The sequence below is a fragment of the Clostridium sp. 1001283B150210_160208_E6 genome, assembly GCF_015669365.1.
In the GTDB taxonomy this organism is placed as follows: Bacteria; Bacillota; Clostridia; order Clostridiales; family Clostridiaceae; genus Clostridium; species Clostridium paraputrificum.
In genome coordinates this window covers 14,066-36,096 of record NZ_JADPAA010000009.1, presented here as the reverse complement: position 1 = coordinate 36,096, position 22,031 = coordinate 14,066, and the positions used below count along the sequence as shown (strand labels likewise).

Genomic DNA, 22,031 nt, shown 5'->3' with positions numbered 1-22,031 from the left:
TTTACATTATTAACTTTTTCGTTAAATATTAAAAGACTATATCAACAAAAATTGATATAGTCTAAGAAAATGTTAATATAAATAATCCCACTAATATCCTGGGGAGAGTTGCTGTTACACAATTCAGTGGGTATTAGTGGGATTTTAGCGTTTTTTAAAGTAGTTATTAATCTAGCTTCTTATTAATCCAAGTCATCATTTCTCTTAATTCAGATCCAACCTTTTCTATTGGATGTTCTGCTTCCATTCTTCTCTTAGCATTGAAGTTTGGTCTTCCAACTTGGTTTTCCATTAGCCAGTTTCTTGCGAAAGTTCCATCTTGAATTTCAGTAAGAACCTTCTTCATTTCCTTCTTAGTATCTTCAGTGATTATTCTATCACCTATCATGTAATCACCATATTCAGCAGTATCAGAGATAGAATATCTCATTGTTGCCATACCACCTTGATACATTAAATCTACTATTAATTTCATTTCATGCATACATTCAAAATAAGCATTTTCTGGAGCATATCCAGCTTCTACTAGAGTTTCAAATCCAGCTTTAATTAAGGCTGTTACACCTCCACAAAGAACTGCTTGTTCACCAAACAAATCTGTTTCAGTTTCATCTTTAAATGTAGTTTCAAGTACTCCTGATCTAGCGCCACCAATTGCATTTGAATATGCTAAAGCTATATCCTTAGCATTCCCACTTGGATCTTGATGTACAGCTACTAAACATGGTACTCCTGATCCTTCTGTATATGTTCTTCTAACCATATGTCCTGGTCCCTTTGGAGCAACCATAAATACATCAACACCCTTAGGTGCAACTATTTGACCAAAATTTATATTAAATCCATGAGCAAAGGCTAAAGCATTTCCTGCTTCTAAATATGGAGCAACTTGTTCTTTATATATAGCAGCTTGTTTTTCATCTGGGATAAGCATCATTACTATATCAGCAGCCTTAACAGCTTCTGGTACTGTAGCAACTTGTAATCCATCATTTTCAGCTACCTTCCAAGACTTACTTCCTTCATATAAACCAACTATAACATCTACTCCACTATCATGTAAGTTTAATGCATGAGCATGTCCTTGGCTTCCATAACCAATTATAGCAACCTTCTTTCCTTTTAAATAATCTAGGTTTGTGTCTTTTTCATAATACATTTTTACCATTTTCTATTCCTCCTAATATTTATTGAATATCTTCTTCACTTATTATTTGATTAATTGGTGCACCTGGTGCAACCATAGGAAATACCTTTTTATCATTATCTATTACGTAATCTATAACTACAGGTCCCTTTGACTTTAAAGCCTTTTGTAAAACTCCCTCTAGCTCATCCTTTTCAGTAACTCTATATCCTTCTGCACCAAAAGCTTCTGCTAGCTTAACTAAATCTGTCTTTCTATCTAATGTAGTATTTGAATATCTTCCATCAAAGAATAATGTTTGCCATTGTCTTACCATACCTAAAACATTGTTATTCATAATTACTACAACTATTGGTAAATTATTTTTAACTGCTGTTGCTAACTCATTACAATTCATCATGAAGCTACCATCACCAGCAATATTAATAACTTTACAATCTGGTTTACCAAGTTGCGCACCAATTGAGGCTCCCAGCCCAAACCCCATAGTTCCAAGCCCTCCAGAAGTTATCAACCTTCTAGGAGCATTAAATTTAAAATATTGAGCTGTCCACATTTGATGTTGTCCTACTTCTGTAGATATAATCAAGTTTCCTTGATTCAATTTATTTAACACTTCAAAAAAATGCTCTGGAGTTAACTTCTCCTCTTCTTCCTTCTTATAAGCATTTAATGTTTTTAAGTACTCAACATGCTCTATCCACTCTTTATTCTTCTTTTCATTTATATGTGGTAAAATTTTTTGAAGCACTAGCTTCAAGTCACCAACTACTGACAAATCAACCTTTATATTTTTATTTATTTCTGCTGGATCTACATCTATATGAAGAATTTTTGCATTGCTTAAATTTTCCGGATTAGATATTACTCTATCAGAAAATCTTGCTCCTAAAGCAATAAATAAATCACACTTTGTAGCACTTATATTTGAAGCTTTTGTTCCATGCATCCCTATCATTCCAGTTAATAACGGATGTTCCTTAGGAATAACTCCAATCCCCATTAAAGAATTACATATAGGTGAGTTAATTCTTTCTGCTAGCTCAACAACATCTCCACTAGCATCTGAAGTAATAGCACCTCCTCCTACATATATAAATGGCTTCTTAGAATTATTAATTAATTCAATAGCTTCACTAACTTTATCTTCATAAATTAACTCTTCTTTTCTTGCTACTTCTAATGGTTCCAACTTTTTGTATTCTACTTTTTCTACTTGAATATTCTTTGGAATATCAATTAAAACAGGTCCCGGTCTTCCCTCTTTAGCAATATAAAATGCTTTCTTTATAACTTCTTGAAGATCATTTATATCCTTAACTATATAATTGTGTTTAGTAATAGGCATTGTTATTCCTGTTATATCCACCTCTTGAAAGCTATCTTTACCTAATAAACTCATAGGAACATTCCCGGTTATCGCTACCATAGGGATAGAATCCATATAAGCTGTGGCTATACCTGTTACCAAGTTTGTTGCACCTGGTCCAGAGGTTGCAATACATACTCCCACCTTTCCAGTAGCTCTTGCATATCCATCTGCAGCATGAGCAGCCCCCTGCTCATGACAAGTTAAAATATGACGTATTTTGTCTTGGTACTTATATAACGAATCATACAGATTAATAACTTGTCCACCTGGATAACCAAATACAATATCTACACCCTCATCTATAAGTGATTGAACAACTATATCTGACCCTGTTAAAATCATCCCGCCCCCTCCTTACCATAATTTTTTTATTTAAATACAGCTCCTGTACTTGCAGAACTTACTAACTTTGCATATCTTGCTAAATATCCTTCAGTAACCTTTGGTTCTACTGGCTTTAACCTTTTTCTTCTTCCTTCCAATTCTTCATCAGAAACCTCTAGTTCTAGTTTTCCTGCATTTATATCAATTGATATAATATCTCCTTCTTCAACTAAAGCTATTACCCCACCTTCAGCTGCCTCAGGTGATACATGTCCAATTGAGGCTCCTTTAGTTGCTCCACTAAATCTTCCATCTGTTATTAAAGCAACTTCCTTATCTAGTCCCATTCCAGCAATTGCTGATGTTGGTGAAAGCATTTCTCTCATACCTGGACCACCCTTTGGTCCCTCATATCTAATAACAATAACATCTCCAGCTTTAATCTGTTTTCCCATAATAGCTTCTATTGCTTCTTCTTCTGAGTCATACACTCTTGCTGCTCCTTTATGCTTTAACATTTCTGGTGCAACTGCTGATCTTTTTACAACTGCTCCATCTTTAGCAAGGTTCCCCCTTAAAATAGCAATACCACCTGTTTCACTATATGGCTCTTCTATTGGTCTAACAATTGAATAATCCTTAACCTTTTTGCCTTTTATGTTTTCACCTTGAATCTTACCTGTAGCAGTAATGCAATCTAAATGAATAAGATTCTTTTTAGATAACTCATTTAAAACCGCCCCAATTCCGCCTGCATAATAAAGATCTATAATATGTGTTTGTGACGCTGGTGCAAGATGACAAAGGTTAGGTGTTCTACTGGAAACCTCATTTATAATATCAAGATTTATTGGTAATTTTGCTTCATTTGCTATAGCAGTTAGATGCAATACAGAGTTTGACGAACAACCAAGTGCCATATCGCAAGCCAACGCATTTTCAATAGCTTTTTCAGTTACTATATCTCTTGGTTTTATATCTTTTTCTAAAAGGTTCATTACTGCCATACCAGCTTGCTTTGCTAATCTAATTCTTTCTGAATAAACAGCAGGTATTGTACCATTTCCAGGTAAAGCTAATCCTAATACTTCTGCTAAGCAATTCATTGAATTTGCTGTGAACATTCCTGAACACGAACCGCAAGTTGGGCATGCATTATCTTCTAGCTCCTTTAAATCTCCTTCAAGCATTGTTCCATTTTCATATGCTCCTACAGCTTCAAATACAGTAGTTAAGGAAACATCTGTATCTTTAAACTTTCCTGGTAACATTGGGCCTCCACTAACAATTACAGCTGGAATATTTAATCTTAACGCTGCCATCATCATACCTGGAACAATCTTATCACAATTAGGTATTAACACTAATGCATCGAATCCATGAGCTTTAACCATACACTCAATTGTGTCTGCAATAAGTTCCCTAGTTACTAAAGAATACTTCATTCCTTCATGTCCCATAGCAATTCCATCGCAAACTCCTATAGTTGGAAATACTAGTGGAGTTCCCCCTGACATAAGTACTCCTTTTTTTACACCTTCAACAATTTGATCTAAATGCACATGCCCTGGAATAATATCATTTTGTGAGGTTACTACTCCTATTAGAGGTCTCTCTAATTCTTCTTCAGTAAGACCTGCCGCTTTGAATAGTGACCTGTGCGGAGCCCTTTGAGGACCTTTTTTTACAACGTCACTTCTCATATTTTACATCCCCTTTTCTATCTCACTTAAAACTAGCTTTGTCATTTCTTCAGTACCAACAAGCTTCATTCCTTCACTCATTATGTCCCCTGTTCTATATCCTTCTTCTAAAACTCTTAGAACAGCCTTCTCTATTAATGCAGCTTCATCATCTAACTTAAATGTATGCTTAAGCATCATACTTCCTGAAAGTATTGTAGCAAGAGGGTTTGCAATTCCTTTTCCCGCAATATCAGGTGCACTTCCATGTATTGGTTCGTACATACCAAAATTATTTTCTCCTAATGATGCTGATGGAAGCATACCAATAGATCCTGTTACCATACTTGCTTCATCTGATAATATATCTCCAAACATATTTGAAGTAACTATTACATCAAATTGTTTTGGATCTCTTACCATTTGCATTGCTGCATTATCAATATATAAATGATTTAATTCTACTTCTGGATAATCCTTAGCTACTTCTTCTACAACTCTTCTCCATAATCTTGAACTTTCAAGGATATTTGCCTTATCTACAGAAGTAACCTTCTTCTTTCTCTTCATTGCTGAATCAAAAGCTATCTTAGCAATTCTTCTAACTTCTTCCTCGTTATATCTTTCAGTATCATAAGCTGCTGCAATTCCATCTACAGTAGTTTGTCCCCTATCTCCAAAATAAATGCCACCAGTTAATTCTCTTACCACAAGTACATCTATACCATCACCTATTATGCTTTCCTTTAATGGTGATGCGTCTTTAAGTGGTGCATATAACAATGCTGGTCTTAAGTTACAATAAAGTCCAAGTCCTCCTCTTAAACCTAATAAAGCTTGTTCAGGCCTTACTTTAGCCATTGGATCATCCCACTTTGGACCTCCTACCGCCCCAAGTAATACAGCATCACTTTTCTTACATGCATCTATTGTTTCTTGAGGTAAAGGATTGCCTGTTTTATCTATTGCACATCCCCCTGCCAATAAATATTCATAATCAAATCTATGACCAAACTTTTCTCCTACTGCATTTAAAACTTTAACAGTTGATTCTACAACCTCTGGTCCAATACCATCTCCAGGTATAACTGCTATATGATATTTCATTTTTCTCCCCCCAATTTACTTATTTTTATTTCTTATATATCCAATTAATCCGTCATTATCTATTATATTTTGCATAAACTTAGGGAATGGTTCTCCCTTATATTCCTCATTCTTAGTTAGGTTTTTAATTACTCCTGTAGAGAAGTCAACTTCTAGTTTATCTCCATTATCTATCGCCTTAACAGCCTCATCACATTCCAAAATAGGTAATCCTATATTAATGGCATTTCTGTAGAATATTCTTGCAAAAGTTGAAGCAATTACACAGCTAACCCCTGCTGCCTTTATAGCTATAGGAGCGTGTTCTCTTGAAGACCCACAACCAAAATTTTTATTTGCAACAATAAAGTCTCCCTCTTCAACCTTATTAACAAAATCTTTATCTATATCTTCCATGCAGTGTGCAGCAAGTTCTTTATGCACTGAAGTATTTAAATATCTCGCTGGAATTATTACATCTGTATCTACATTATCGCCATACTTAAAAACTTTTCCTGTTACTTTCATTTCAAACTCCCCCTTATACTAACTCTGGATCTGTAATTTTTCCTGTTAATGCAGATGCAGCTGCCACAGCTGGACTTGCTAGGTAAACTTCTGATTCTACATGACCCATTCTTCCTACAAAGTTTCTATTAGTTGTTGAAACAGCTCTTTCACCAGCTGCTAGGATTCCCATATGACCACCTAAGCACGGACCACATGTTGGAGTTGAAACTACAGCTCCTGCTTCTACTAAATCTTTTATAATTCCTTCTTCTAATGCTTGAAGATATATTTTTTGAGTTCCTGGGAACACTATACATCTTATTCCCTTCTTAACTTTCTTACCTTTCATTATGTCTCTTGCTACTCTTAAATCTGACATTCTACCATTTGTACAAGACCCTATAACTACTTGATCTATATCTACATCCCCTACATTATCTATAGTTCTTGTGTTATCTGGTAAGTGAGGGAAGGAAACTGTTGGTCTTAAAGTACTTAAATCAATTTCATAAACCTCATCATATTCTGCATCACTATCAGCTTCATACTTATTCCATTCTCTTGAAGCATGTTCATTTAAATATTCCTCTGTTTTTTCATCTACAGGGAAAATTCCGTTTTTTCCACCTGCTTCAATAGCCATATTAGCCATTGTAAATCTATCATCCATAGAAAGATATTTTAATCCATCCCCTACAAATTCCATGGATTTATATAAAGCACCATCTACACCTATCATTCCAATGATATGTAAGATAATATCCTTCCCACTTACCCATTTAGCTGGTTTATTCTTCAACACAAATTTAATTGCTGATGGAACCTTAAACCAACATTGTCCTGTAGCCATTCCAGCTGCCATATCTGTAGAGCCAATTCCTGTTGAAAATGCTCCCAATGCACCATAAGTACAAGTATGAGAATCTGCACCAATTACCACATCTCCTGCTACAGCTAGTCCCTTTTCAGGAATCAAACAATGTTCTATCCCCATTTCACCAACTTCAAAAAAGTTTTCAATTTCTTTTTCTTTAGCAAATTCTCTTATATATTTAACTTGTTCTGCAGCCTTTATATCCTTATTTGGGGTAAAGTGATCTGGAACAATAGCTATTTGACTTTTACTAAATACATTATCAACACCAAATTTCTTAAATTCTGTTACTGCAACTGGTGTTGTAATATCATTACCTAATACTAAATCAAGTTTCGCTTCAATTAATTGTCCTGCCTTTACACTATCTAATCCTGCATGTGCAGCTAATATTTTTTGTGTCATTGTCATTCCCATTTGTAAATCATCCCCCTTAAAAATATGCTTTTGCTTTTCTTTCAATATCTTTTATAAGCTTATATTCAATAGAATCCACCAAGGCTATCCAACTTGCTTGAATTACATCCCTTGATACCCCAACTGTACTCCAATTTTCTACCCCATCAGTAGACTCTATTAATACTCTTACTTTTGCACCTGTAGCGCTTTCAGAATCTAAAACCCTTACTTTATAGTCAACAAGCCTTACATCTTGTAATTGTGGATAGAATACATCTAATGCTTTTCTTAAAGCTTTGTCTAATGCATTTACAGGTCCATCACCTATAGCTGCATTCATTTCTTCTTTTCCATCAACTGTTATATTTATCATTACAGAAGAACTAAATTCTTTATCCCAAGAAGGTTGTTCTGAAAAAACCTTAAAGTAATTTAACTTAAAGAAGGGTTTATATTTTCCTATAATTTTTCTCATTACCAGCTCTACAGTACCTTCAGCACCTTCAAATTGATATCCCTCATATTCTAATTCCTTCAATTTATTTGTAATCTTCTTAACTTCTTCACTATCTTTAACTATATTAGGAAATATCTTTTGAACTTCTGAATATACAGTACTTTTACCACTAACTTCAGATATCAAAAATCTTCTCTTATTTCCTACTAACTCTGGTTTAATATGTTCATAAGACTTAGGTGTCTTACAAACAGCATCTATATGCATTCCTCCCTTATGAGCAAAGGCTGATCCTCCTACATAAGGTGCTTCATCTTGTAATGTTATATTTGAAATTTCAGCTATGAATCTAGCAACGATTGTTAGTTTAGAAAGGTTATTATCATCAATCACGTTATAACCCATTTTCAACTTTAATGTTGGGATGATTGTACTTAGATTTGCATTACCACATCTTTCACCTATTCCAATGAAAGTTCCTTGAATTTGATTAGCCCCAACTTGTGTTGCCACGATTGAATTAGCTACCGCCATCCCCATATCATCGTGACAATGTATACCTACGTTGCCCCCTATTATATTTACTACTTCTTCAGTAATATTTTTTATTTCATCTGGTAAAGTCCCCCCATTTGTATCGCATAAAACTACTGATTTCGCCCCCGATTCAGCAGCTACTTTTACTGTTGAAATTGCATACTCTTTATTTTGCTTATATCCATCAAAAAAATGTTCTGCATCAAATATTACTTCTTTATTTTTACTAGCCAGATATTTAATTGTATCCCCAATCATATTTAAATTCTCATCTAGAGAAGTTTTTAATATTTCTTTCACTTGGAAGTCCCATGATTTTCCGAATACTGTAACAACTGAAGTTTCTGCTAACAATAAGTTCTTTATATTATTATCTTCACTAACCTCAGTGTTAGGCCTCCTAGTGGAACCAAAAGCTACTATTTTGGAGTTTTTAAGCATTTCGCCCTTTAATCTCTTAAAAAACTCCATATCTTTAGGATTAGATCCTGGATTTCCAGCTTCAATATAGGTAACCCCTAAATCATCCAGAACCCTAACAATCTTAATCTTATCCTCTAGAGAGAAAGATATTCCTTGTCCCTGAGCCCCATCTCTCAAAGTGGAATCAAATATATCAATCCTTCTCTGCCCCATATATAATGCCCCCTTATTCATTGTTTATTGCTAATTAATGACTTCTTATGGTTTTATCCCCTCTTTCTAGAGCTGTTACCCCTGTCCTTACCAGCTCTTGTATACCATACTCTTCCATAAGTTTTATTAACGCTGATATCTTACTCTCGTCCCCTGTCAATTCTATAGTTAGAGTATCTACTGACACATCAATAATCTTACTTCTAAAGATAGTAACTATTTCATTAATTGCTGCTCTCTTTTCGGCATCAGCTTTAACCTTAATTAAAACCAGTTCTCTATACACAGAATTTCCGTTTTTTAAATCAATTACCTTAATTACATCCTCAAGTTTATCTAGCTGTTTTTTTACTTGTTCTAAAGTGTCATTGTCCCCAACTATCGCTATAGTCATCCTTGAGATTTTTTCATCTTCTGTTCTTCCTACTGTTAAGCTATCTATGTTATAGCCCCTTCTCGAAAATAATCCAGAAACTCTACTTAAAACTCCAGATGAGTTTTGTACCAAAACAGATAACACATGCCTTTGTTCCATATAGCCCCCTCCTTATTAAAATATATCCCCAATAATACTAGATAAAAGGTATAAAAATACCCACCCTTAATGATATAAACCATAAGAGGTGGGATAAAAATCCGCCTGAAATATAATATCACTAGGTTCCAACAAACCCTTGCATATAACGGATGCACACCGGATATCGCTTACTCATTCTAAAAGAACTTTCTGGATTCTGCTCTGGAGTGATAATTATTTAAAATAAAGTGTCGATTCGCACCCACCATCGACTCTCTGAAACTTTCAAACTTAAATAAACGTCTCCTTCATTGCAATTAAAACTAATTTCAATAAATGTTTTGTTTATAAAATTTTACTATTACACCCATGTATTGTCAATAATTCAAATACACTTTTGTAAATTTGTTATTGAAATCCTATTCTTATTTTATCTTTTAAGATTTCTTTAGATATTATCAATTGTTTTTTGACAATTCATCAATTAATCACACACTTATTTATCTTATAATTAAATATATATGTGCATTTTTTATTATAATATTATCGTAACAACTGTTTTATTACCATTTAGATAAATTTATTTTTAAAATTCATAAATTAATTATGTGATCATAGCCTTTAGCTACTTTACATTTCTAAATAAATAAAAAACCATACTTCATTTGAATCACGAAGTACGGTTTTATAATAAGCAGTCTTTTGAACTTTCTACTTATTTAGTTTTTATTTGTTGCTCTTTTCTTCAATCATATTAGCTAAATTATGTGCTAATTCATCAATTTCAGTTTGATTTTCTCCCTCTAACATTACCCTTACTAAAGGTTCTGTTCCTGAAGGTCTTATTAAAACTCTTCCTTTTCCATGTAATAACTCTTCTATTCTATTTATTTCGTCTTGTATTTCTTTATCTTTTAAATAAACATTCTTCTTATTATTAGGTACAGTTGCATTAGCTAACACTTGAGGAAGCTCTTTCATTATTGAGCAAAGTTCACTTAATGTCTTTCCTTCTTTCTTAACTATTGATGCTATTTGAAGAGCTGTAACTAGTCCATCTCCAGTTGTATTGTAATCTAAGAATATAATATGTCCAGATTGTTCTCCACCTAAAACATATTTTCCTTTAATCATTTCTTCTAATACATATCTGTCTCCGACCTTAGTTTTTAATGTATTCATTCCTAATTCATTACATGCAATATCTAATCCTAAATTACTCATTACTGTAACTACTAAAGTATTGTCTTTTAATCTATTAATTTCCTTTAAATGTTTTCCACATATAGCAAGAATGAAATCTCCATTTATTAAATTTCCTTTTTCATCTACTGCTAAACATCTATCTGCATCTCCATCAAACGCAAATCCTATATCACACCCCTTTTTAACTACATATTCCATTAGTTCTTCTGGATGTGTAGAACCACATTTTTCATTAATGTTTGTACCATCAGGATTATCATTTATTACATATACATCCGCACCTAATTCCCTAAATGCTCTAACTGATGACATATATGATGCTCCATTTGCACAATCTAAAGCAACCTTTAACCCATTTAAATTAAAAGGTATAGTATTTTTTGCAAATTCTATATAATCATCTAATGCTCCAACTTCTATTACTTCTCTTCCTAGTTGTGTTCCCACTGGACTTGGAACACCTTCAAAATCACTTTCAATAACTCTTTGAATTTCATCTTCTAATTCATCAGATAACTTATATCCCTTATCATCAAAAAACTTTATTCCATTATATTCAACAGGATTATGTGATGCTGAAATCATTACCCCTGCGTCTGCTCCATATTCTCTAGTTAAATGTGCTACTGCCGGTGTTGGTACTACGCCTAAAACAACTGCTTCTGCTCCTACTGATAGTATTCCTGCAACTAAAGCTGCTTCTAACATATCCCCTGATATTCTTGTATCTTTACCTACTAATATCTTTGGTTTATGTGCACCCTCAGTTAAAACATATGCACCAGCTCTTCCTAAATTATAAGCTAGCCTTGCATCTAATTCAGTATTTGCAATACCTCTCACTCCGTCTGTTCCAAACATTCTACTCATAATTTACCTCTTTTCATTAAAAGTACTCTAATTTCTTAAGTTTCTATAATTTAGTATAATCATTGCCATCAATCTTGGCAACACTATTCCTCGTCTTTTCCTATTCTTTCAAGTAATAAGCTATAGCCATCACTACCATAATTTAAACATCTATTTACTCTACTTATAGTGGCAGTACTTGCTCCTGTTATTTCAACTATCTCTGTATATGTCTTTTTTTCATTTAATAGCTTAGCCACATGCATTCTTTGTGCTAAGGATTTTACTTCATTTATAGTTGCAACATCTTCAAAAAAATTATAACACTCTTCTAAATTTTCAAGTTTGAGTATAGCTTCAAAAAACAAATCCATCTCTTTACTTTTTATCTTTGAGTTTATTTCACTCATTTTATTCACTCCTTAGAATAATATACTAGTTAATTATACTCTAAGCTTTCACAATTCACAACTTCATATAGTTAAAGCAGGGTTTATTTTACACTTCTGTATTTCTACTTCCCTCTGGATTCGATAAAGCGTTTAATCCTTCTAACCTTAAGTCTTGATAAATACTCATTGTTGGTAATAACCATACCTCTCCTGTGCCACTATATACATTCAATAAGCCTTCACCATTAGTAACGCTTCCTATTAAAGAAGATGATTTTTCTACAGTAAACTTAACATTACTAGTTCTTAATACAGCGAAGTTACCATCTACCTTTAAGGTATCATTAAATAATTTACATTTAAAAATTTCTGACTCCGGTACAGGAATCTCTAACACAACTATTCCACTTCCAGAAATACTTGTTTGATATATACCTTCATTTCCGAATAACATTGAGGAAACACTTTTTTGCATGGCTGCCCCAACTTCAACATCTTCTTCGCAAGCATAAAATAATCCATCATCAACTATAATTTCTTCATCCTCTAATTCTATTAAGGCAAAATGTCCAAATGACGGCTCTAAAAATATTTCACCTGTTCCTTCATAGGTTGGTTTAAACATTGTTTCACCTGTTAACTTACTATTTAAAAATTTCTTTCCTAAGCCAACCACTCCACCAGTTTTAGTTTTTACTTCTATTTCACCTTTCATATAGCTTAATGCTCCTGATTCAAGCTTTACTGAGCTATCCTCAAGAATAATTCTAACTTGTCTTAGCTTTATTCCACTGTCATTCATTATTTGTAGTCCAAGAGCTGTTCCGACATCTGTCGCTCCCTCTAAACAATCAAATTCTAAAACCTGAAACTTCGAATCATTTGTCATTTCTGATAACATAGTTAATTTGTTTTGAATGTTCATAGACGTTCTCATAAACTCACCTCAATATTTTTTATCTTAATTTTATCACAATTTTATTTATTATAGTAAAAATCCATTCAGTACCGCATTTTTACTATAACTTCTTAACTTCTTAAGTTCTTAAGTTTTTAACTTCTTAAGTTTTTAAGTTTTTCAAAACAAAAAGAAGCTCGTTTAAAACAAGCTTCTTCTCTAATCAATAATTTATTTTAGTAAGTCTTCGCCTCTTCTTCTCCACTAAGAACTCTTATAGCTCCTTGTGCTAAAGCAAGCAATTCATCTTCACCTGGATAAATTGTTATTCCAGCTATCCATCCAGCTCTTTTCTTTATAGCTTCAGTAACTACTGGAGAATATGCTATTCCTCCTGTTAAAACTATTTGATCAACCTTACCTTCTAAAACAGTTGCCATAGCTCCAATATCTTTTCCAACTTGGTAAATAAACGCACTAAATAACTCCTTTGCTTCTTCACTACCTTCATCTATCATTTTTAATACATCTCTCATATCGTTAGTGTTAGCATATGCATTTAATCCACCATTACCAACTAACTTGCTATAAACTTCTTTTTCAGTATACTTACCACTAAAACAAAGTTTAACTAAATCCCCAGCTGGTACTGTACCTGCTCTTTCTGGAGAAAACGCTCCTTCTCCATCTAATGCATTATTTACATCTACAACTCTACCATGGTTATGAGCCCCAACAGAAACTCCTCCACCCATGTGTACAACTATAAGATTCAGATTTTCATATCCTTTTCCACTTTCTTTTCCATATCTCTTTGCTACAGCTTTTTGATTTAAAGCATGGAATTTTGACTTTCTTGGTAGTTCTGGAATACCTGAATATCTTGCTATATCTTCTAATTCATCAACAACAACTGGATCAACTATAAACGCTGGTACCCCTATTTCTTTTGCTATTTCATTAGATAATATTCCACCTAAGTTGGAAGCATGTTGTCCTTGAACTCCAACTTTTAAGTCTTCTAATAATTCTTCAGTTACAGCATAAGTTCCCCCTGGAATTGGCTTAAGCATTCCCCCTCTACCTACTACTGCATGTAAAGTCTTTATATCAAAGTTCTTCTCTTTTAAAACATTTAAAATAACTTCTTTTCTAAACCCTCTTTGCGCATATATGCTATCATATTTTGCTATTTCTTCTGTTGAGTGTCTAAGAGTTTCTTCAAATAATTCCTTTTCATCTTCATACACTCCAATTTTAGTTGAAGTTGATCCTGGATTTATAATTAATAATTTATATGACATACCATAACCTCCATTAATCTCTTGATTATTTAATAGATTCAGCTACAACAGCTGCTAAAGCTATTGAGTTAACCTTTGTTTCAAAGCTATCTGCTCTTGAAGTTAATATAACTGGTGCTGAAGTACCAACAAGTATCCCACCATTTCTGCTCTTAGATGTATAAGTTAAAGTTTTATACATTACATTTGCAGTTTCTATATTAGGAAGCATTATAACATCAGCTTTTCCTGCAACTGGTCCTGTTATTCCTTTATGATGAGCAGCTTCTTCTGATAATGCATTATCTAAAGCTAATGGTCCATCTACTACACATCCCTTTATTTGTCCTCTATCGTTCATCTTTGATAATAATGAAGCATCTATTGTAGCTGGCATATCTGGATTTACCACTTCAACCGCACAAACTGGAGCTACCTTTGGACATTCTATTCCACATGCATGTGCAACACTTACAGAGTTTTGTACTATTTGTACCTTAGCCTTTAAATCAGGATAAGTATTAAATGCAGCATCTGTTAAGAATATTAACCTATCAAATCCTTCAATTTCAAATACTGATACATGAGACATTACCTTTCCTGTTCTTAATCCAACTTCTTTATTTAAGACACTTCTTAAAAAAGTAGCTGTATCTACTAATCCCTTCATTACCATATCAGCTCTACCACTAGATACTAATTGGATTGCAAATAATGCAGCTTTTTTTACATCTGGTTCATGAATAACTTCAAATTGAGTTATATCCATGCCTATTGAATCAGCTATTTCTTTAATCTTATTTTTATCTCCTACTAAAATCGCATCAGCGATTCCTTGTTCCTTAGCAGCTTTAATAGCTTCTAATACTGGTTCATCTTGCGCTACTGCAACAGAAACCTTTTTTCTTTTACACTCTTTTACCCTTGACAATAAATCATCAAAATTCTTACTCATTTTATGCACCTCTTATACTTTTTATCTATATTTTTAATTGTCTATAAGTTAAACAACACAAAACTATGTTAAATTTATAACATTCACAGTTATATTTATCCATAGATATTACTTCCATTGTAACAAAAAATATCCTGAAAACCAAAGTTTTCAGAATATTTCATTAAATTTCTTTATATTTACCTATAATTTTCTCAGCAACCTTAATTCCATCTACTGCAGCTGATATTATTCCTCCTGCAAAACCTGCTCCTTCTCCACAAGGATATAGTCCTGATGTATTTATACTTTCTAAATTCTCATTTCTTGACATTCTTACAGGTGCTGATGTTCTAGTCTCTATACCTGTAAGGACTGCATCATTCATTCCATATCCTTTTATTCTAGTATCAAATTTAGTTATACCATCTTTTATAGAATCAACCACATAATTAGGTAAACATTCTCTTAAATCCCTAAATTCAAATCCTGGTTTATATGATGGTATCACACAGCCTAATCTTTTACTTACTTCATCCTTCATAAAGTCTCCAACTAGCTGAACTGGCGCCTTGTAACCACCGCCTCCTAAATTATATGCTAAACTTTCATAATGCCTTTGAAACTCCATCCCTTTAAGTGGTGAGCTACCTTCAAAATCATCAGGTCCAACAGTTACAACCAATGCAGAATTTGCATTTTCTAAATCTCTTGCATGATAACTCATTCCATTGGAAACTAGCCTATTCTCTTCTGAAGCAGCCGCTACAACTACTCCTCCAGGACACATACAGAAAGAATATATTCCTCTTCCTGTTTTTTCACTTTGATAAGCTAACCTATAATCTGCTGCCTTTAATCTAGGATGACCAGCATACTTACCATACTGACTTTCATCAATCATCTTTTGTGGGTGTTCAATTCTTACACCTACTGCAAAAGCCTTAGGCTGCATAAAAACTCCTTCTCTAAATAACATTTCATATGTATCTCTTGAACTATGTCCTATTGCTAAAATCAACGCTTCACAAGGAATCTCCTCACCATTTACAATTATGCTCTTTAACTTTCCATCCTTGATATTTACCTTTTCTAACTTTGAGTTAAATCTAACTTCGCCACCTAACCTAATAATTTCTTTTCTTATATTTTTAACTACTCCCTTTAACAAGTCTGTGCCTACGTGTGGCTTCCCAGAATATATTATTTCATCTGGCGCTCCCGCTTTCACTAGTTCTTCTAAAACATATCCACATCTATTGTCTTTTATTCTAGTAGTAAGTTTACCATCTGAAAATGCTCCTGCTCCACCTTCTCCAAACTGTACATTTGATTCTAGATTTAGCTTACAATTCCCCATCCAAAATTCCTCTACAGTTTTTGTTCTAGAATCTACATCTTCTCCCCTTTCAATTACAATAGGATTATATCCGTATTGAGCTAGTCTTAATGCGGAAAATATACCGGCTGGTCCAAACCCAACTACTACAGGCCTATGTTCTAATACTACACTTCCTGATTCAACCTTAATTTCTTCTATATTATCTTCAATTTTTATATCTTTATCTTTTAGTTTAGATACTATTCTCTTTTCTCCATTACAACTTATATCTATGGAATAATTGAATTTTATATTGTCTTTTTTACGAGCATCAATACTTTCCTTTAAAATCTTAAACTCGAAAATATCTGATTCATTTATTCTAAGTTTTTTAGCTACTTTTCCCTTTAAATTCTCTAATGGTTCTTCTATATTTAAGCTTATATTATTAATTCTAATTGTCATATTCTCACCTTCTCTTATTAGATATCTTTTATTTCCTACTATAACAAAAAAAAAGTGGCTACGCCACTTTTTTAATTGGAAGAATTAATAGTTTTTACTGCAATGTCGTTATAACTATTGGTACCTTGCCACTATTTGTTTTTATGGACACATCCTGTCTGTCAATACCTACTAAAGTTGCTTTCCACTCAATCTCATGATTCCCTTCAACTAAACCGCTAACACTTGCTTCAACTTTAATATTATCAACCTTTATTGATGCTAAAGCTTCTTTTGTCCCTTCTAATAGAACCTTTACTGTGTTAGGTGTATACTCATGATTTGCATCAACTCCAATGTAATCCACCTTAACATCAAAGCTTTTAGTTACTGGAATCTCATCCTTTATCTTTAAACTAACAGTTACATACTGCTCATCTAAACTTACTGTTATTCCTTCCGGTATTGATAACTTCAAGTTTACATCCTTACTAGACACTATATCTGATAAATTTAACGGCTCTGTTTCTATATATTTAATATTTTCAACATTCTTAGGATCACCAATAATACTTACTTTACCCTTTGATAATGTTTCCTTCTCTATACTTAATCCATTTTTTAATGAACCCGTATATTTAACTTTTATAGGAACTTCAGTTCCCTTTCCAACCTGCATTTTTAATGTTCCTTTTGACCTATCTAAACTTACACCTTTTACCACAGTTCCTTCACTATCTATAGGAATCAACTCATATTCACTTTCAAAGTCTTCTGATATATCTTTAGTCTCTCCAATTAAGGCTACTGATTCTACCTTTGAAACTGCACTTTCAGGACCATAAATCTTAACACTTTGTGGGGTAAATTCTACAGCTCTTTCTACGAAACCTTCTTTAAAAAATGTATCTACTTTAGATACAACATTAACATACTTTTCTGTATACTCTTCTACATTAATTTTTATTGATAGTACTCCCGTATTCATTACATTTACATCTTGCGGATAATTAACCACTCTTACTGGAACATTATTTTCACCCTTCTTTAATACATAAGTTCCTAAGTCAGCCGTTACTTTAAAATCAGCTACTTTAGCAGAATAAACCGCATTTGCAGGTCCCTCTATTCTTAAATTCACAGTAAAGTTTTGATTAGGAGATAATGCTAAATTAGATTCCCTTAGCACCTCTGAATTAATTATATCTACAGGTATGTCTTTTATTTCTGAAGATTTATTAGGATTTTCTATGCTAGTTACATAAAGCCATAGACAAAAAGCTAATAAAACGCAAACTATTTGTACTACGCCTCTTTTTTCATTCCCTTTATCCATGTTTTCACCTTCTCTCCAGCACTTTTTACTCTCTTAGCATCTCTATTTTCCATTATTTTTAAAAGTATAGTTTTTAATTTTTCCTTATCATAATTTCTAGTCAATCTACCATTAACAGCTAATGAAATTACTCCAGTTTCTTCAGATACTACTATAACTAATGCATCTGAATTCTCCGACAATCCCATTGCAGCTCTATGTCTAGTTCCAAGCTTCTTATTTATACTATTATTATTTGTTAACGGCAAAACACACCCTGAAGCATGAATTCTATTTCTTCTAATTATTGTTGCTCCATCATGCAATGGAGTATTTACTACAAATATATTTTCTAAAAGATTTGCACTAACCTGTGCATCTATAACAGTTCCCGAAGATATAATTTCTCCTAAACCTGTTCCCTGCTCTATAGCTATTAATGCTCCAGTCTTAGTAGCTGCAAGATTTTCCACAGCAGTTACTATCTCATTTACTACTTCGTTTCTATACTCAATAGGCTGACCATAATGTATATCTTCAAATGTACTCCTACCTAAATGCTCTAATACCCTCCTAATTTCAGGTTGAAATATTATAATCATAGCTAAAACACCAATGGTTAGTGTTTTGTTTAATATAAAATTTAATGTATCCAACCTTAAAAATAAACTTATTGGAATAAGGGCAAATATGAATACAGTACCTTTTAATAATTGCTCTGCTCTTGTTTCCTTTATCAACATATATCCCTTATAAAAAATAAAAGATACAACTAGTATATCTAAAATAGACGAAATGGTAATATTTTTCACCGTATTAATTATTAATGTTCCTATTTCATTCATTGGTCTCACCCCTCTTCTTAATCACTATTTAAATTATACACTAATTTACCAATTCTTAATATAATCGAGATTACAAAATTATGATTTTTTTTAACTAATCATACTATTTTACATAAATAAATAATATAAATCTTATATAGAACATTTATATCCGTAAAAGGAGGGATAAAAAAATATGAAACTAGATGAACTTAACATCAATAAAAAATATATTATTGCAATCATATGTATAATTCTACTTCCGATTGTTATATTATGTGCGGTCAAGTTAACGCCAAGCAATAGAAATATATCCAAACTAAATAACATAGGGAAGAAAATAGAATCTTGCAATGAAAAATTAAAAGATTGTTTAGATGATAATGGTATAAATTCTGATACCACAAAAGAGACATTAACTAATGAATTAATAGAATTATCAAATATCCAATCTACTTTAGATTCAACTAATGTATTAGACCAAAATAAAGAATTAAAAACAAAATTATCTGAAACACTTGAATATAATATAAATCTATATCAATTAACATTATCAATTATAAAAAACCCTAATTCTACCGAAATATTACAGACATACAATGAATATACCCAAACATATGAATTACTTAAAAATAATTATGATACACTACGCTTATTAGGACTAGATATAGAATTTCCTTCAGAAGCAGAGGAGTTTTTTACAACATCCACTACTTTTATTAATACTTTAATAAAACTCAATAGAGAAAATGATATAAAGGTAAGTCAAAAAAGTACTTATATATTAAATCTTGAGGATTGCATAGAAGTTTTAAACTCTATTAAAGAAGACTTACGTCCTGCTCTAGCTAAAATTAGAGAAGATGGTCGTTCTCTTGACAATCTTCTTAAAGATGTAAAGGATAAAAGAAGTAAGTTTAATGAATTAAAAAGCAAAACTTATTCATTTAGCATTCCTGAGAATGGAAATGACTGTTATCAAGTACTTCAAGACACACTAAACTACTATGAACTATATATAACTTCTCTTGAACATTCCATAGTAGTAGAAAAAACATCTACTGAAAAAGATAAAGACGATAATATAGATATAAACTATGAAAATAGTTTTGAAAAATATGAAGACTTTACTGATAGCTTAAAAGATTTAAAATCTGAGTTGGATAACTTTAATAATAAATAAGTATAAATAATCTTCTTTTGGCAATAATAACACTTGACTGGGTTAGAAAAAGGAGGTTATTTATGAAAAAATTTATATGCCAATTTACTCTTTGCTTAGCTCTTCTCAGTTTGTTTTGCTCAGCAATACCAGCTAAGGCAATAGTAACAGGCAATACTTCTAGTTATGACATTACACTAGAAGAAATTACTAAAGTAAATAAATTAAATAATATAAATACAGAGGAAACAGTAGAAGTTTTCAGTCATGGTCAGGAAAAGATATATATAACACAAGATGATATAGATCTAATGGCTAAACTCGTTTATGCAGAAAGTAGAGGAGAACCTTTTGAAGGAAAAGTAGCTGTAGCATCTGTCGTGCTAAACAGATTACTTAATCCAGGTTTTCCAAATAGTATTAAAGGTGTTATATTTCAAACTAATGCATTCTCTTGCGTTAGGGATAGAGATATTAAAGCTAATCCAGATCAAAGTTGTTATGATGCTGTCTATGAAGCTATTAATGGTAAGGATCCAACAAATGAAGCTCTTTACTTCTACAATCCTGCCATAGCTACCTGCTCATGGATGAAACAAACACAAAAAAAGGATACCAAATCAATTGGTAACCACGTATTTTTCAAATGTTAAAAAGAGGGTTTTTATAACCCTCTTTTCTTATTCAAAAATACCTTTTTTAATTATTCTTCCTTCTTCTATTAACGCTTCGCCTTTTGCATATACATCTGTAATTGATAAATCATCCTTATCAACTAGCACAAAATCAGCATCTTTCCTTGATATAATTCTACCTTTATTACCTAAACGTAATAAGTCAGCTACATTCGATGTAATAACTTTCACTGCTATTTCTATAGGAACATTTTGTTCTTTTATTGCTCTTTTAACTTCATTATATAAACTACTTACAGAACAAATTCCTAATCCAATTAATTTTCCATTCTCATCAAATTTAGGCATACTACCATTTCCATCTGATGTAAATGTAATATTATTTATATTTATTCCAGTATCCAAGGCCCTTTTTAAACCTTCACTAGCTGATAATTCTCCCTCTTCTAAAAAGTTAGGATCTGAACTTGTAGTTAAGTCTATATAGCCACCTTGCTTTACTAACTCTATTCCTTGTTCAAACAACTCAGTATTTCTATTAACATGAGTAGGCATTAATTGCGTAGCAGGAATTTCTGTTTCCTTCAATACTCTAAATATCATATCTAGTTTACGTTTTCCACTACCTACATGAATATTAACAACTCCAGCTTTTCCTGATAATAAACCAGCTACTCTAGCTTGTGCAATAACATCTAAAAATTGTTCATATGTAGGTTGCGAGCTTCTATTGTCTGATATAGCAATTTCTCCAACTCCTATATACTTATCTATCATCATCAAATCTTCTTTTATACTTTCAGTAACTGTTTTAACAGGAATTGAGTAAGAGCCTGTATAACAATAGGTCGTAATCCCTTCTACATCAAGTGATTTTGCTTTAGCTACCAAAGCTTTTCCATCCCTACACACATTATCTGTCCCTAAACATCCTACTGCTGTAGTAATTCCTGCCTTAGTCAAATCTGTAAACTTAATTTCTGGTGTCCTTGATGAGAAGCCACTTTCTCCCCCTCCACCTAATATATGTACATGAGCATCTATAAATCCAGGAAACATCAATTTACCTTTTCCCTCAATTACCTTTATCTCTATAAAATCACTAGGTATATTTATTTCATCATATATTCCTTCAAACTTGTTTCCTACCACAACTACATTCTTCTTACCTAAATATTCAGGCGAATATACTTCTACATCCCTTATTACAGTTATCACAAAGACACA

At 32.5% G+C, this 22,031-nt stretch carries 19 protein-coding genes; 2 read left to right on the top strand and 17 right to left on the bottom strand.

Annotation, left to right across the window (positions count from 1 at the left end; translation table 11 throughout):
* Positions 1-166: 166 nt before the first annotated feature.
* The 16 genes from ilvC to cdaA form a co-directional block, all read right to left on the bottom strand.
* The gene (ilvC, locus tag I4V16_RS10750; RefSeq protein WP_195542057.1) at positions 167-1,168 is read right to left on the bottom strand and encodes a ketol-acid reductoisomerase; all 1,002 of its coding nucleotides are present in this window, start codon (positions 1,166-1,168) and stop codon (positions 167-169) included.
* 19 nt (positions 1,169-1,187) lie between these two features.
* A complete protein-coding gene (gene ilvB / locus I4V16_RS10745) occupies positions 1,188-2,861 on the bottom strand; it encodes a biosynthetic-type acetolactate synthase large subunit (RefSeq protein WP_195542056.1) in 1,674 nt (557 codons plus the stop codon).
* A 26-nt stretch (positions 2,862-2,887) separates the two neighbouring features.
* Entirely contained in the window at positions 2,888-4,546 is a 1,659-nt protein-coding gene (gene ilvD / locus I4V16_RS10740) for a dihydroxy-acid dehydratase (protein WP_195542055.1), read from the bottom strand.
* 3 nt (positions 4,547-4,549) lie between these two features.
* Positions 4,550-5,632 carry a 3-isopropylmalate dehydrogenase gene (gene leuB / locus I4V16_RS10735; protein ID WP_195618970.1) on the bottom strand — a complete coding sequence of 361 codons (1,083 nt, stop codon included), beginning with the start codon at positions 5,630-5,632 and terminating at the stop codon, positions 4,550-4,552.
* Positions 5,633-5,647: 15 nt separating this feature from the next.
* Positions 5,648-6,139: a 3-isopropylmalate dehydratase small subunit gene (leuD, locus tag I4V16_RS10730; protein WP_049180525.1), complete on the bottom strand. Its 492-nt coding sequence runs from the start codon at positions 6,137-6,139 to the stop codon at positions 5,648-5,650.
* Positions 6,140-6,152: 13 nt separating this feature from the next.
* Positions 6,153-7,412, bottom strand: coding sequence for a 3-isopropylmalate dehydratase large subunit (leuC, locus tag I4V16_RS10725; RefSeq protein WP_049180584.1), 1,260 nt, complete (start codon positions 7,410-7,412; stop codon positions 6,153-6,155).
* Positions 7,413-7,428: 16 nt separating this feature from the next.
* Positions 7,429-9,024, bottom strand: coding sequence for a citramalate synthase (gene cimA / locus I4V16_RS10720; RefSeq protein ID WP_195542053.1), 1,596 nt, complete (start codon positions 9,022-9,024; stop codon positions 7,429-7,431).
* A 34-nt stretch (positions 9,025-9,058) separates the two neighbouring features.
* Complete coding sequence (gene ilvN / locus I4V16_RS10715) at positions 9,059-9,559, bottom strand: acetolactate synthase small subunit (protein WP_049180521.1); 501 nt, start codon at positions 9,557-9,559, stop codon at positions 9,059-9,061.
* A 708-nt stretch (positions 9,560-10,267) separates the two neighbouring features.
* A complete protein-coding gene (gene glmM, locus I4V16_RS10710; protein ID WP_099329694.1) occupies positions 10,268-11,617 on the bottom strand; it encodes a phosphoglucosamine mutase in 1,350 nt (449 codons plus the stop codon).
* 83 nt (positions 11,618-11,700) lie between these two features.
* A complete protein-coding gene (locus I4V16_RS10705; RefSeq protein WP_049180518.1) occupies positions 11,701-12,006 on the bottom strand; it encodes a YerC/YecD family TrpR-related protein in 306 nt (101 codons plus the stop codon).
* An 88-nt stretch (positions 12,007-12,094) separates the two neighbouring features.
* Complete coding sequence (locus I4V16_RS10700; RefSeq protein ID WP_049180516.1) at positions 12,095-12,925, bottom strand: AIM24 family protein; 831 nt, start codon at positions 12,923-12,925, stop codon at positions 12,095-12,097.
* 197 nt (positions 12,926-13,122) lie between these two features.
* A complete protein-coding gene (gene buk, locus I4V16_RS10695; protein WP_111937934.1) occupies positions 13,123-14,190 on the bottom strand; it encodes a butyrate kinase in 1,068 nt (355 codons plus the stop codon).
* A 25-nt stretch (positions 14,191-14,215) separates the two neighbouring features.
* On the bottom strand, positions 14,216-15,124 hold the full coding sequence (gene ptb / locus I4V16_RS10690; protein WP_049180512.1) for a phosphate butyryltransferase: 909 nt from the start codon (positions 15,122-15,124) through the stop codon (positions 14,216-14,218).
* A 163-nt stretch (positions 15,125-15,287) separates the two neighbouring features.
* Positions 15,288-16,889 carry an FAD-dependent protein gene (locus I4V16_RS10685; protein ID WP_049180511.1) on the bottom strand — a complete coding sequence of 534 codons (1,602 nt, stop codon included), beginning with the start codon at positions 16,887-16,889 and terminating at the stop codon, positions 15,288-15,290.
* 94 nt (positions 16,890-16,983) lie between these two features.
* On the bottom strand, positions 16,984-18,204 hold the full coding sequence (locus I4V16_RS10680; RefSeq protein WP_049180509.1) for a CdaR family protein: 1,221 nt from the start codon (positions 18,202-18,204) through the stop codon (positions 16,984-16,986).
* Positions 18,174-19,028: a diadenylate cyclase CdaA gene (cdaA, locus tag I4V16_RS10675; protein WP_049180507.1), complete on the bottom strand. Its 855-nt coding sequence runs from the start codon at positions 19,026-19,028 to the stop codon at positions 18,174-18,176. The genes I4V16_RS10680 and cdaA overlap by 31 nt, the downstream gene beginning before the upstream one ends.
* A gap of 175 nt (positions 19,029-19,203) precedes the next feature.
* Between cdaA and I4V16_RS10670 the strand changes: the two genes are divergently transcribed.
* Complete coding sequence (locus I4V16_RS10670) at positions 19,204-20,190, top strand: hypothetical protein (protein WP_049180506.1); 987 nt, start codon at positions 19,204-19,206, stop codon at positions 20,188-20,190.
* 62 nt (positions 20,191-20,252) lie between these two features.
* Complete coding sequence (locus I4V16_RS10665; RefSeq protein ID WP_049180505.1) at positions 20,253-20,822, top strand: cell wall hydrolase; 570 nt, start codon at positions 20,253-20,255, stop codon at positions 20,820-20,822.
* A 27-nt stretch (positions 20,823-20,849) separates the two neighbouring features.
* Here I4V16_RS10665 and iadA read toward each other — a convergent pair whose 3' ends face one another.
* On the bottom strand, positions 20,850-22,022 hold the full coding sequence (iadA, locus tag I4V16_RS10660) for a beta-aspartyl-peptidase (protein ID WP_195966682.1): 1,173 nt from the start codon (positions 22,020-22,022) through the stop codon (positions 20,850-20,852).
* Positions 22,023-22,031: the final 9 nt, after the last annotated feature.